General features: G+C 33.7%; 11 protein-coding genes. 1 reads left to right on the top strand and 10 read right to left on the bottom strand.

Going from position 1 to position 13,615, the window contains the following annotated elements; all coding sequences use genetic code 11:
* Entirely contained in the window at positions 1-1,047 is a 1,047-nt protein-coding gene (locus tag ACXAFS_RS05270; RefSeq protein WP_475305748.1) for a PfkB family carbohydrate kinase, read from the bottom strand.
* A gap of 136 nt (positions 1,048-1,183) precedes the next feature.
* Between ACXAFS_RS05270 and ACXAFS_RS05265 the strand changes: the two genes are divergently transcribed.
* Complete coding sequence (locus ACXAFS_RS05265) at positions 1,184-2,218, top strand: LacI family DNA-binding transcriptional regulator (RefSeq protein WP_475305747.1); 1,035 nt, start codon at positions 1,184-1,186, stop codon at positions 2,216-2,218.
* Here ACXAFS_RS05265 and ACXAFS_RS05260 read toward each other — a convergent pair.
* The 9 genes from ACXAFS_RS05260 to ACXAFS_RS05220 form a co-directional block, all read right to left on the bottom strand.
* Positions 2,208-3,212: a sugar kinase gene (locus tag ACXAFS_RS05260; RefSeq protein WP_475305746.1), complete on the bottom strand. Its 1,005-nt coding sequence runs from the start codon at positions 3,210-3,212 to the stop codon at positions 2,208-2,210. The two genes, ACXAFS_RS05265 and ACXAFS_RS05260, sit on opposite strands and share 11 nt — an antisense overlap.
* Positions 3,213-3,281: 69 nt before the next feature.
* A complete protein-coding gene (locus tag ACXAFS_RS05255) occupies positions 3,282-4,043 on the bottom strand; it encodes an SDR family NAD(P)-dependent oxidoreductase (RefSeq protein ID WP_475305745.1) in 762 nt (253 codons plus the stop codon).
* Between the two features lie 27 nt (positions 4,044-4,070).
* A complete protein-coding gene (locus ACXAFS_RS05250; RefSeq protein ID WP_475305744.1) occupies positions 4,071-5,387 on the bottom strand; it encodes an MFS transporter in 1,317 nt (438 codons plus the stop codon).
* Positions 5,388-5,399: 12 nt separating this feature from the next.
* Positions 5,400-6,101 carry a FadR/GntR family transcriptional regulator gene (locus tag ACXAFS_RS05245; protein ID WP_475305743.1) on the bottom strand — a complete coding sequence of 234 codons (702 nt, stop codon included), beginning with the start codon at positions 6,099-6,101 and terminating at the stop codon, positions 5,400-5,402.
* A 205-nt stretch (positions 6,102-6,306) separates the two neighbouring features.
* Entirely contained in the window at positions 6,307-7,611 is a 1,305-nt protein-coding gene (locus tag ACXAFS_RS05240; protein ID WP_475305742.1) for a RagB/SusD family nutrient uptake outer membrane protein, read from the bottom strand.
* Between the two features lie 10 nt (positions 7,612-7,621).
* Positions 7,622-10,777, bottom strand: coding sequence for a SusC/RagA family TonB-linked outer membrane protein (locus tag ACXAFS_RS05235; protein ID WP_475305741.1), 3,156 nt, complete (start codon positions 10,775-10,777; stop codon positions 7,622-7,624).
* A 331-nt stretch (positions 10,778-11,108) separates the two neighbouring features.
* The gene (locus ACXAFS_RS05230) at positions 11,109-11,486 is read right to left on the bottom strand and encodes a cupin domain-containing protein (protein WP_475305740.1); all 378 of its coding nucleotides are present in this window, start codon (positions 11,484-11,486) and stop codon (positions 11,109-11,111) included.
* A gap of 50 nt (positions 11,487-11,536) precedes the next feature.
* Positions 11,537-12,304 (bottom strand): SDR family NAD(P)-dependent oxidoreductase, encoded by a 768-nt coding sequence (locus ACXAFS_RS05225; RefSeq protein ID WP_475305739.1) that lies wholly within the window; start codon positions 12,302-12,304, stop codon positions 11,537-11,539.
* A 27-nt stretch (positions 12,305-12,331) separates the two neighbouring features.
* Positions 12,332-13,606 (bottom strand): Nramp family divalent metal transporter, encoded by a 1,275-nt coding sequence (locus ACXAFS_RS05220; protein ID WP_475305738.1) that lies wholly within the window; start codon positions 13,604-13,606, stop codon positions 12,332-12,334.
* Positions 13,607-13,615: the final 9 nt, after the last annotated feature.

Here is a 13,615-nt window from a genome sequence, read left to right as displayed (position 1 = left end):
TTATCTTGCTACTCGTCCAGAGGCATCGCCTCCCATTAATTTTTCTACTTCAGCCACTGTTACCAAGTTAGCATCTCCTTTAATCGTGTGCTTTAAGCATGAAGCAGCAACAGCAAAGTCTAATGCATTTTGATCGTCTTCAGGATATTTTAATAAACCATAAATTAATCCACCCATAAATGAATCTCCACCACCTACTCTATCTACTATATCTGTAATTTGATACTGTCTGGTTTCGTACATTTTTTTTCCATCATATAATACACCAGCCCAAGTATTGTGAGAGGCAGAAATTGAACCTCTTAATGTTGTAATTACCTTTTTAGCCTTAGGGAACTTTTCCATCATTTGCTTACATACAGATAAAAACGCTTCTGCTTTTACATCATGCCCATGCTTATGTACATCTAGTCCTTCTGGATGAATACCAAAATGCTTCTCTGCATCTTCCTCGTTTCCTAAAACGATATCACAATAGGATGTTAATTCAGTCATTATTTTTTCTCTGTGCGCATCATCACAATACGTCCAAAGTTTTGCTCTATAATTTAGATCTGTAGAAATAGTAACACCCATTTCACTTGCCGTTTTAACAGCTTCTAAACAAGCATCTGCTGCACCTTGTGAAATAGCTGGTGTAATACCAGTCCAATGAAACCATGCTACATCCTCAAAAACAGATTTCCAATCTACCATACCAGGCTTAATTTCTGAAATTGCAGAGTGCGCTCTATCATAAACTACCTTACTACCTCTACTTACAGCACCAGTTTCTAAGAAATAAATACCCAAGCGATCACCACCATATATAATTTTGTCAACACCAACACCACGTTTACGCATTTCCATCATTGCGCATTGACCTATATCATTCTTTGGCAAACGCGTAACAAAGTCTACAGGAACTCCGTAATTTGCTAGAGAAACTGCTACATTAGACTCACCTCCACCATATACAACATCAAAACTAGATGCTTGAGAAAATCTTAAAAATCCTTGAGGTGCTAATCTTAGCATTATTTCCCCAAAAGTGACAACTTTTTTCATTTAATAATTGTTTAATTAGTTATTTGCTTAAACGTTTAACCAAATTTTTTAAAAATAAATCAAAACGTACATTGTTTTGATTTTAAAACATAAAAAGCTTAGTTTTGCTTAAACGTTTAAGCAAATATATAAAATCTTGGGAAATAAAAAAAGAACTACTATAAAAGACATTGCAACTGCACTTAATATATCTGCTGCTGCTGTATCTAAGGCTTTACACAATGATTCTCGTATTAGTAAACAAACCAAGGAAGATGTAAAACGTGTTGCAAAAGAATTAAACTACCAACCTAACCATTTAGCAAGTGCTCTTAGAAAAGGCAAAAGTAATTTGGTTGGAGTAATTGTTCCTAGAACTAATAGTCATTTCTTCTCCTCTGTCATAGAACAAATGGAAGAAGTTTTAGATAAAGCAGGTTATAATATTATTATTACACAATCTAACGAATCATTTGAAAAAGAATGTAAAAATATAGACACACTACTCTACACCCAAGTCGATGGTATAATTGCCAGTATGGCAAATGAAACTATAGACTTATCGTATTTTGAAAAAATAAAATCTAACGGAATACCATTAATTGTGTTTGATAGAGGTGAAAACGATTTAAATGTGGATTACATAGGAATTGATGACTACGATAGTAGCACCATGATAGTTGAACACCTAGTTAAACAAGGCTGCAAACGTATAGCTCATATTGGAGGTTATAGAAGAACAAGAATTTTTAAAAACCGTATTGTTGGCTTTATTGATGCGCTTAAAAAATTTAATCTTCCGCAGGACAGTAATCTAATTTTAGAATGTGATTTAACCTTAAATGAGGGTAGACGTTGCATGGAGAAACTTTTAAAACTTAAGGAAAGACCAGACGCTGTTTATGCGTCTAATGATTACGCTGCACTAGGAGCATTACAAGTTTTACAAGAAAATAGTATTAGAGTACCATATGATATTGCCTTGGTAGGATTTAGTAATGAGCCTTTTACTTCCTTAGTAACACCAACCATTACAACAGTAAATCAACATAGTGGTGAGATTGGCAAAAGAGCTGCAGAAACTTTTTTAAAACGAATAAATCAAGAGGATTGGAAACCGAAATTAACCAAGAATATATTAAAATCTGAATTAATCATACGAGCATCTTCAAATAGAATATCTATCGATTAAATCTTCCTGAAGTATTACCTTCTAAAATTTGCATTACTTCTTTCGTTGAAGAAAAATTTACATCACCTTCATACGTGTGCTTTAATGCACTAGCTGCTGCTGCAAACTCCATTGCCGTGTAATCATCAAAGCGTTGAAGACCATAAATTAAACCAGCAGCAAAAGCATCACCTGTACCAATACGGTCTACAATATGAGTAATATCTAAATCATTAGATTCTCTAAATTCAACACCATTCCACATTCTAGATCGTATTTTATGCCAAGAGGCATTAATTGGTGTTCTTATTTTATCGAAAACCTTTTTGATAGTTGGAAACTGCTTCATTAGCGATTTACTTGCTGCAATAAAATCTTCGTTTGAATACCTAAACTCTGTACCTAAAACTTCATTAATCTCATTGACTCCACCAATAAAAATCGTTGAAAAACTCAACAACTCTCTAAGAGTTTCCTCAGGATCAGCACCATACTTCCACAAACCTTTTCTATAGGTTGGGTCTGCAGATATCTCTATACCTTTTTTATAAGCCAACTCTAGCCCCTCTTTTAATGTAAGGTATGCACCTTTACATAATGCTGGTGTTATTCCTGTCCAATGAAACCAACTACAATTTTCTATTGAAGTTTTCCAATTTACCATACTTGGTTGTATTTCTGAAAAGGAAGAATGTGATCTATTATATGAAATAGAACTAGGTCTCATTACTGCACCAACTTCTAAAAAATATACACCTAGTGGTCTTTCGGATCTCACAATTGATGAGGTTTCTATACCAAACTTTCTTAGATATGAAATTGCTGTATCACCAACGAAATCATTAGAAATACAAGAAATGTGTTTTACTTCACCTCCGAAATTAGCAATAGAAATGGCAACGTTTACTTCAGTTCCACCAAAATAATATTCTAAGGTGTTTGATTGAATGAACTTTTTATTTCCCAGTGGTGATAAACGCATTAACACTTCACCAAAAGTTAATATTTTATTCATATGTCTAGAATTTAAAAAGCCCTTCAAAATTGAAGGGCTTTTGATTAAAAATCATAATAAAATAACAAGTTAAATACCTAATGCTTGTCCGCCTCCAATTTGTACTGTTTCAGCAGTTATAAAAGCGGCATCTTTGCTTGCCAAGAAAGATACTACACCAGCAACATCTTCTGGTTGCCCTAAGCGACCTAACATAATATTATTTGCCCATGATGCAAAAACCTCTGGCTTAGTTGCCTTTATTTGAGCATGGAAAGGTGTATCTATTGTACCCGGAGATACTGCATTTGCTCTTATACCATATTCTGCTAAATCCTTTGCCAATGCTCTTGTAATAGCGTGAACACCAGCTTTTGATGTACCATAAATACCAGCTCCTGGTCCTCCAGCAGTCCATCCTGCGTTGGAGGTATAATTTATAATTGAAGGATGTTCTCCTTTTTTTAGATAAGGTATAGCCGCTCTTGATGCAAAGAACACTGAATCTAAATTTAATGCCATTACAAATCTGTAAAAATCTGTAGTCATATCTTCAAATCTAGATCTACCACCAAGACCACCAGCATTATTCACCAGAACATCTATTCTTCCATATTTATCGCCAATAGCTTGTATATTTTTTGTAACCTCATCTTCTTTGGTTACATCAAATCCATAATACTCGGCATCAATACCTAGCCCTTTTAATTCTTTTAACTTTTCTTCCCCAGCTTCATCATCAATTCCGTTTAATATTACTGTATATCCATCTTCACCTAATCGTTTAGCAACTGCGTATCCAATTCCTCCTGTTGCGCCAGTAACTATGGCTACTTTTCCTTTATTACTCATATTAATAGTTTTTCTAAATTTTAATAATTATGATTTTTGTTTCAATAGTTCAATTTTAGGACATAATACCCAAATACTTGCAAGTACAATTATCGCTAATGCTGCACCAACTATAAAAGCTGGTGTATAATTACCTCCTGCTGTTAATGTAGAGACTAAAGCCGTAAGACCAACACCTGCAAATTTTGCCGACATACCAGCTAAACCAGATAATGTACCTACTGTTTTTTTCTTGAATAAATCACTCGGTAAGGTTTGAATATTACCTATAGAAGTTTGAAAACCAAATAAAATTATTGCCATATAAACAACAGCATTTACTGGACCTCCTGGATCTGACAGTAACCAAAAACATGGCAACATAATTAGACATCCTAATGTTATTACGGTCTTTCTAGTTTTATTAATAGACCATCCTGCTTTGATTCTGTTTTGAGCTAACAAACCTCCAAAAAGTGCACCAATCATAGCTCCTACATAAGGCACCCAACCGTAAATACCAATGGATTTTACATCCATATTATAAACTTCAACTAAATATGTTGGAATCCAGAATACAAATAACCACCATATAGGATCTATTGCCGCAGAAGCTAATATAACTCCCCAACTTTCTTTGTGTGATAAAACCTCACCTGTTGTTGGGTTGTAAACATCCTCATCCAAATCGATTTCATTTTCTTCAACAACAGAATCTTTGATATTTCTTGACTTATCTAAAATATAAAGACGTTCCTCTTCACTTAACCATGGATGTTTTTCTGGTGGTGCTTTCATTATTAAAACCCATGGAATTAACCAAAGTAATCCAACCAAACCTACTAGTATGAATATCGTTTGCCAGCTAAAATAAACGGTTAAATAGGCTATTATTGGTATTGATATAATTCCTCCAATTGCCGCACCAGAATTAAAAATACCTTGTGCAAATGCGCGCTCTTTAGAAGGAAACCACTCTGCATTTCCTTTTGCAGCACCTGGCCAATTCCCAGCTTCAGCCACACCTAAAATAGATCTAAATATTGCAAAACTTAAAAATCCTTTAGCTAATGCATGTAATGCTGTTGCTATCGACCAAAAGCCGATTGATAAAATAAAACCCAATCGTGTTCCTACTTTATCGAATATTTTTCCAAATATGGCTTGTCCAAAAGCATAAGAGAATAGAAATATTGAAGAAATCCATCCAAATATGTCCTTTCTTTCATCCATAGATTTATCAGGATAAAGTTCTTCTGAAATACTTGGCCAAAGCACATTTAAAGATTGTCTATCTATATAGTTAATGACGGTAGCTAGAGCTATTAATCCAATAACCCACCACCGTAATCCTTTTATTTTCATTTATGATTTATATTAAACGTTATAGCAATATTGATATAAAACACTAAAGTGCTCCTTCATTTTTTGCTTTGCCAATACAGGATCTTGGCTCTCTATTGCTTTGTAAATAGCATAGTGTTCATCGATACCTTTAGTTGCTAAACCTTTATCGCAAACATGATATTTCTCAAAATTAGTTATGATCTCTGGAGTTATAATTAGCATAAACGTGTTCATTGTTGCATTTTTACATGCGTTAGCAATAGCTAAATGAAATAACAAATCTTCTTGTACTGCATCTTCACCTTCTAAAACCTTTTTTTCATAAGCATCTAAAGCTTCTTTCATTTTCTTCAGGTCTTCATCAGTTCTTCTTAATGCTGCTAATCTAACAGTCTTTAATTCTAGTAGTATTCTTGTTTCTACTAAAGATTTAAAGTCAGGATCTTCTAGTCTTAGAATATCCTCAATCATGCCATTCATAGCAATTACACCAATATTTGCTACGAAAGTTCCACTTTGAGGAATCGATTTTAAAAGTCCAAAAAATTCTAGCTTCTGTATAGCTTCTCTAACACTACTTCTTGTCACCTGAAATTTTTCTGATAACATTCTTTCAGATGGCAACTTATCACCTGGTTCTAGATTCTTATAATTAATTAAATCTCTAATTTTTGAAATTATAGTCTTCTGAAGTGAAAGTCCATCTATTTTCTGTAGTGTTTCTAAATTCATATCGTAAACTCTTAAATTGGTTAACCAGATTTTTCACTATAAAATTAGGGAATAAAATAACATTAGGCAATTATCAAATCTTATAGTTACTAAAGTTTAAAAGAATTCTGCTCTTATAGGCATTAAGCAGAGCAGAATTCTTTGTAATCAACCAACTCTCAAACTTATATATTATACAAATATCAATTTGTAATGCTATTACTATTTAGTATCCTGCATTTTGGGTAATCACTCCTCCACTTGCAAGTACTTCTGAAACCGGAATTGGAAATAGGTGATAATTAGGATTAATTGTTTCACCCATTTCTGCATCTACAGTACCTGTTCTTACTAAATCAAACCACCTTTGTCCTTCAAACGCAAGTTCTAATCTTCTTTCATCAGCTATAGCTTGTCTTACCTCAGCTTGTGTAGTCGCAGAACCGCTTAAACTACCTAGTCCAGCTCTAGTTCTTATATCATCTAATAAAGCTAAAATTGACGATGATTGGGAACCTGTAGCATTAGTATTTTCATTTAATGCTTCTGCATATAGCATTATCACATCTGATAATCTTAATTCTATAAAATCTTGATCTGGATTCTCTGATACATATTTGACACCTCTAATGTTTATCTCATCCACAGTAAGGTTTTTTCTTGTAACATCTCCTGCTGCATCAAAAGCAGCAACTAAATCCATATCTAATGGTTCAAAAGCTTTTGAATCATTACCGATAAACCATCCTGTAAACTCAGTAAAACCATATTCATCTGGTATAGAGCTCGAAACTTGAGTTGCAAATAGAATTTCTGAACTTTCATCCGTTACTACATCTGAAAAATTAGATTCTAAAGTTACTCCGGCAGCAGACGCACTGCTTACTACAGCCGAAAGGTGAGTTTCTGCATTAGCAAAATCTCCTCTTTGCATGTAAACTTTACCCAATAGTCCTTGAGCAGCAATTTGTGAAGCTCTTCCAGTAGATAAACCTGTATTATCTAGTGACGCTATGGCATCTTGTAAATCTGGTATAATGATATTATCATAAACTTCTGATGATGGCTGTCTGGCAACATCTAAATCTAAATCACCAGATGTTAAATTCACAGTAACATCACCAAAAACCTTTACTAATTTAAAGTAAGATAATGCTCTTAAAAACTTTGCTTCACCAACATCAGTAGAATTTTCAGAATTAATTATTACGTTATTAGCACTTAATATTGATCTATATAGAGCAATGTAAAATGGTTCAAAAAATTGGTCTTCCATATCTAATAAATCACTATTAAATCTATCAAAAGAAGGATAAGGTTCCTCTATCATAAGAGCATTATCAGCTCTAAAATCTCCCATTACAGCTAATGGTGTTACAGAACCTAATTGGTAATAGTATGCTGCATTCAACACACCATCAAAATCAGAAAGCGAATCTGAAGTAGCGATGTTTGGTGGCACTTGATCAAGATCATTGTTACAAGCTGTAACAAATAAAGCTATTGCAAGTATTAAAAATAATTTTTTCATTTTTCTTTTTTTAAAAGTTAAGATTTAAACCTAATGTAAAACTTCTAACTATTGGACTAGCACCAACTTGTACACCATATGTTGTTGGTCCTGCATAGCCAGTATTTGTTGTTTCGATACCTTCTGGGTTATAAGATGTGTAATCACTACCCATAATATATAACAAGTTGGTTGCTGCAGCATATATTCTTGCAGAGCTCATCCCTACTTTTTCAATCCATTCTGGTTTTAGTGTATAACCTATCGTTAAATTTCTTAGTGCTATATAAGATGCATCTTGTATACCAGAATCTGTCTGTCTTCTATTTCCAATATAATGCTCGCCATTGTGGTCTGCAATACCATCATCATTTACATCAAAACTGTCTACTAATCTTCCTGACCATTGAGATTCATAATAAAGCGGATCTATATTGTAAACTTCAGCACCATGAGATCCTTGCCATTGCATAGACAAATCAAAATTCTTGTAGTTCATCGTGCTACTTAGGCCCCAATAAAAATCAGGTGTAGCCTGACCAATTTTCACGTAATCTTCACTATCGATTACTCCATCTCCATTTTGGTCAACCACGTAAGATTCACCAGATGTATTATTTGGATGTCTTGTAGGGTCCTCTAAGTATTGCATTTCAACTTCTCCGATAGTTTCTAATCCCCACATTTCTCCAATTTCACCACCTACATAATTTCTAAACACAGGACCTCTACCACTTTGACCATATTGAATTTGAGGCAATTCATCTAAACCATTTAAATCTGTAATCTCAGTTTTAACCGTTGCAAGATTAAAATTCATGTTCCAGTTAAAATTCTCAGTTTGGATTGGTGTAGCGGATAATTCGAATTCTAAACCTGAACTTGTCATATCACCACCGTTTATGATTCTGAAGTTGTTACCAGTAGTGGTATAGGATTGTGTGTTTCTGATTAACATATCTTCAATATCTGAAGTATAATAATCAACACTTAATCTAATTCTATTGTTTAAGAACCCTAAATCTATACCGAAGTTAGTTTCTGTATTCGTTTGCCAAGTTAAGTCAGGATTATCTACATTATCTGATATTAAAAAACCTGTACCATAAATTGTAGGTGAAGGATTTAATAAACTTATAGCATCGTAAGAATCTAAGAAGGATGTTGTACCTAAAGAACCTGCACTAACTCTTAATTTTAATAAACTAAACTTTTCCGACTTCCAGAAACTTTCATTATGTACATTCCATCCTAATGAGAATGCAGGAAATGTAGCATATCTATTGTTAGAACCAAACCTAGAATCACCATCACGTCTAATTGATGCAGAAGCTAAATAACGGTTGTCATATGCATATTGTACTCTACCGAAAACACTGTTTCTTGTTCTTGTCTCCTCCCTTTCAGTAACAGTAATATCAGCTGGATCTAATAAGTTGTAATTGATAATATCACTGTAAGGCACATTTGTTCCCCTTAAAGCTGTACCATCAAAATATGTATTTTGAAATTCATATCCTATAACAGCAGCAACATCATGCTTTTCATTTAGAACTTTATTAAAACTTAAAGTTGTTTCACTTAACATGGTAGTAACCTTTAAGTCTGTTTGATCTAAATCGGTTTGATCCGTTCTTGCTCTAGAATCTGCAGCCAATCCTTGGTAATAATATGCTTGGGTATCGTTTAAATCACCACCTAAGGTTGTTTTTATATTTAAACCATCTAAAATTTCATATTGTAAATAAGAAACAACATTTGCATAATAAGTTCTTTCCCATTGATCTGCATTATCTAACTTTTGAGCTGGACCTGCATCACCGGAACCACCAATACCATTATTTGATCGTCCATAATGCCAATCATCTACTCTGTCACCTGGTTGTAATTCGAAAATACTAGTTGGTCCAACTCCACCTCTATAACCATCATCAAAAGGATCTAAACCTAATGAAATGGCTTCACTATTTAAAGCTTGCACAAAGGCAATAGACTCTTCTGTATGATAAATTGGATGAACACCATAAGCCCTTAATAAATCTCTCATATCATGGGCTAGAATATCTCTATCAGATGTGAACCCATTAAAACTTAAACCTGTTTTGAATCTCTCACCTAATTTTGCATCTACGTTTAAACGAGCGTTTAGTCTTTCGAATCCTTGGGTAATAGCAACACCTTGGGTCTTTTGATAACCTACAGAAGCGAAATAATTTACATTATCTGTACCGCCACTTACACTAAGGTCATGGCTATTTGTACTACCTGTTCTAAACAACCAATCTTCTGGACTAATTGCTCCTGGTGAATTTTCGTATGCGCTGAGCCTATACTCTATAAATTGAGGATCTATTTGAGAAAGATCCCAATTACCAGCTGCAATCTCTTGCCTTGCAAATGCAGCCCACTCTGGACCAGACTTTAAAATATTATCTCTATACTTATTAGAAAAACTTGTAAAGCCATTGTAACTAAACTTAGCTTTACCTGATCTTCCTTTTTTAGTTGTCACCAATATTACACCATTTGCACCTCTAGAACCATAAATAGCAGCAGAAGCAGCATCTTTTAAGACCTCCAAGCTTTCAATGTCATTTGGATTAATTGTCGCTATACTCCCTGAAATAGGATAACCATCTACTACCACCAAAGGATTAGAATCTCCAGAAACAGAAGACGCAGCTCTGATTTGAATTTTAGGGTCTGCACCTGGTTCACCGCTTTGATTTTGAATTAAAACACCAGATAATTTACCTGCTAAAGCGTCATCTACACGTGTTGCTTGTATTGCTGCCACATCATCTCCACCAACTTTTGCAATTGCACCAGTGTTATGAGATTTTTTACGTGTACCATAACCAACCACAACAACCTCATCTAATGAATTAGCATCCTCTGCTAATGAAACATTTAAAGTTTGTTGATTGTCAATAGTAATGGTTTGAGTTGCGTAACCAACATAAGAAAATTGAAGTACATCTCCTTTTTTGACTTCAAGTTGAAAGTTGCCATCAAAATCTGTTGTGGCACCTTTGGTCGAATTAACAATGATTATGTTAACTCCAGGTATAGGCATATTGTCTGACTTTCCGGTCACAGTGCCCTTTAGCGTATAGCTCTCTTGTGCAAAGATTACTACACTAAATACTAAAGCAACAATAGTTGTTAGTCTAATTTTTAGATTCATAATAAATAATTAAAATTAGTTAGTTAATACTGATTTTTTAATAGTTTGATTGTCTATTTTTTTGACCAAATTATTGGTTATCCAAACTGGTTTACCAAATTGGTTTACCAAATATATATAAAAAAATGTTAATTCAAACGTTTTCGTAAAAAAATGATGTTAAAATTCTAAATATTTAAGGTAAAATAGCACACAAAAAGATATTTGTGTGCTATTATTTTTTTTGAACTACTATCTTTTGGCCTTAGAATAAATAGCCCATACTCGTAGTTTTATGTAGATAAAAAATAAGACAGAAAATAGTTCTGTAAATAGAGAATTAAAATGATAATTACTTCGTTTTATCTCCAAAATATGAAACGCCATCACCACTTAAAAAGTCCTCTCTAACAGGACTAAACGTATCAATTAGTTTTCCTTCTTCTAAGCACACTGCACTATGTAATAAGTTTGGTTCAATATAAACTCCATCACCAGCCTCTATGATTTGCTTTACTCCATCAATTTCAAATTCAAATTTACCAGACACACAATATGTGGCTTGGGTATGAAAATGCTGATGTGGAGAACCTAAGGCTCCTTTTTCAAACTTCACTAACACCATCATTATTTGGTTATCATAACCTAAAAATTTTCTGGATACTCCTCCACCTAATTCTTCCCATTCCATATTTTTTGTAAGAATGTATTTGTCACTAAATCGTTTCATAATATTTAATATTTCTTGTTTTTGTATAGATTAATTAGTTTTATTTTAATTTACATCGTGTAAACACCTCCATTTATATCTAGAGTAGCACCAGTTATAAAACCATCATATTCAGAAGCAAGATATGTTACTGCTCGAGCTACATCACTTGCATTTCCTGCACGTTCTATCGGAATACCAGCTATTGTGGCTTTTGCTGATTCGTCAGTAGTATGTGTGTTATGAAATGCTGTTCCTAAAATTAAACCTGGAGCTACCGCATTAACTCGTATACCTTTTGGACCATACTCTGTAGAAAGTGCTCTTGTAAATGTTAAAATAGCTCCTTTACTTGTAGCATAGGCTAAAGAACCTGGATGACCACCCTTTCTACCTGCCAAGGAAGCCAAATTTACAATACTACTTTCTTTTTGCTTTGATAAATATGGCTCAGCTGCTCTTGTAACATACATCATAGACGTTAAATTAATATCCATAACTTTACGCCAAAACTCTGTTTCCATTTCACTTAATAACTTACGAGCAACTAGACTGCCTGCATTATTAATTAGTATATCTAAACCTCCAAAAGCTTCAACTGTTTTTTGCACTAAAGTATTTGCGTCCTCTTCTTTAGTTAGATCACCACTCACTACAACCGCCTTTAAATTTTTACTTTCGGCATAAGCTTTTAATTCGTTTGCTGTATCTGAACTTGAAAAATAGTGAATTGCAACGTTAGCACCAGCATCAATAAAATGCTTGGTTATTGCTTCACCTATACCTTGAGCTCCTGCTGTAATAAGTACATTCTTTCCTGTTAACTTGTTATTAGTCATTTTGCCTGATTTTTTTGATAATATTTATTAAAAGTATTCGGTTAGCGCAACAATACCATTGTATGAAATTACCAATGAAAAGAATAAAGCAGTAAATAATCCTACATTTACACCCAAACTTGTTTTATATCCTTTCATTACTCTTCTATTATTCACGATAAGAATGATACCAAGAACTACAGCAGGTAACACAAACACATTGAATACTTGAGATAGTATTTGTACTTCAATTGGATTAGCACCAAACGCTGGGCCAATAAGTGCTACCAAACAAGCAACAAAAGTTACGATTCTAAATTGTTTGGAATTGGTATCTAGCTCACCAGATTGATAATCTGCTAATAATAATGGCGCAATTAACAAACACGGAAAAATTGAAGATAAGCCAGCACTTAAAGCTCCAAAAAAGAAAATAGTAACAGCCCATTTTCCTGCAACTGGCTCTAAAGTATTTGCCATATCGAGTACGTGTGTTACTTCTTTACCTTCGTAAAATAATGCACCTGCAGAAACAGCCATAATAGTTCCACTGATGATAAAAATTAAAATAGCTGCTGTAATAGAATCTCTTTTTTGTTGACCTAAATTTTTTATGGTCCAGCCTTTTCCTTTTACAAACAAAGGTCTAGATAAAAATGTTGCTGCTGCCATAGTTGTACCTACAAAAGCGGCTACTAACATTTTACCACCAGGAACATCTGGTATAGATGGTACAAATCCTTTGATAACATCCACAGGAAGTGGTTGAACAAAAAATAAAGACAATAGAAACGAGAAACCCATTAAGGTTACAAAAATGACCAATATTTTTTCAAAAAACGTGTACTTACCAACCAGCATTAATAAGTAGAATGTTATAATGATGACAATAGCTATAGTAAGCACAATTTGATATTCATAATTGTGTAAGCCTTCAAAATTTAGAGCTAGAATTTCAAAAATAATGTTTGATGAAATTCCTAAAATTCCCATTAGAGAATTCCACTGACCAAAGGTTATACCGACAATAATGAGTATGGCTAAGGCTTTTCCGTATTTAAGATGTTTTCTAAATCCATAAAGTGCCGTTTCACCAGTAATTAAACCATAATTTCCGTATGCAAACATCAATACACCAGAAAACAGACAACTTAAAAACAACACCCAAAGTAATTGCATATTAAATTTGCTACCAGCTACAATCATTGAGGTAACACTACCTGTACCAATGGTATAACCTATTGCAAAAATTCCTGGGCCAAAACCTAGGATAATAGCAATAATTTTTTTGAGTAATGATTTTTTTTGTGTTGTCTCATCCATAATAGATGT

It is taken from the genome of Winogradskyella sp. ABM4_392 (genome assembly GCF_056160445.1).
This window is presented reverse-complemented; position numbering and strand designations above follow the sequence as displayed.

What these genes read in the sequence shown, in the direction of transcription:
- ACXAFS_RS05270 (WP_475305748.1), bottom strand. Translation starts at nt 1,047, where the DNA reads ATGAAAAAAGTTGTCACTTTTGGGGAAATAATGCTAAGATTAGCACCT.
- ACXAFS_RS05260 (WP_475305746.1), bottom strand. Translation starts at nt 3,212, where the DNA reads ATGAATAAAATATTAACTTTTGGTGAAGTGTTAATGCGTTTATCACCA.
- ACXAFS_RS05255 (WP_475305745.1), bottom strand. Translation starts at nt 4,043, where the DNA reads ATGAGTAATAAAGGAAAAGTAGCCATAGTTACTGGCGCAACAGGAGGA.
- ACXAFS_RS05250 (WP_475305744.1), bottom strand. Translation starts at nt 5,387, where the DNA reads ATGAAAATAAAAGGATTACGGTGGTGGGTTATTGGATTAATAGCTCTA.
- ACXAFS_RS05245 (WP_475305743.1), bottom strand. Translation starts at nt 6,101, where the DNA reads ATGAATTTAGAAACACTACAGAAAATAGATGGACTTTCACTTCAGAAG.
- ACXAFS_RS05240 (WP_475305742.1), bottom strand. Translation starts at nt 7,611, where the DNA reads ATGAAAAAATTATTTTTAATACTTGCAATAGCTTTATTTGTTACAGCT.
- ACXAFS_RS05235 (WP_475305741.1), bottom strand. Translation starts at nt 10,777, where the DNA reads ATGAATCTAAAAATTAGACTAACAACTATTGTTGCTTTAGTATTTAGT.
- ACXAFS_RS05230 (WP_475305740.1), bottom strand. Translation starts at nt 11,486, where the DNA reads ATGAAACGATTTAGTGACAAATACATTCTTACAAAAAATATGGAATGG.
- ACXAFS_RS05225 (WP_475305739.1), bottom strand. Translation starts at nt 12,304, where the DNA reads ATGACTAATAACAAGTTAACAGGAAAGAATGTACTTATTACAGCAGGA.
- ACXAFS_RS05220 (WP_475305738.1), bottom strand. Translation starts at nt 13,606, where the DNA reads ATGGATGAGACAACACAAAAAAAATCATTACTCAAAAAAATTATTGCT.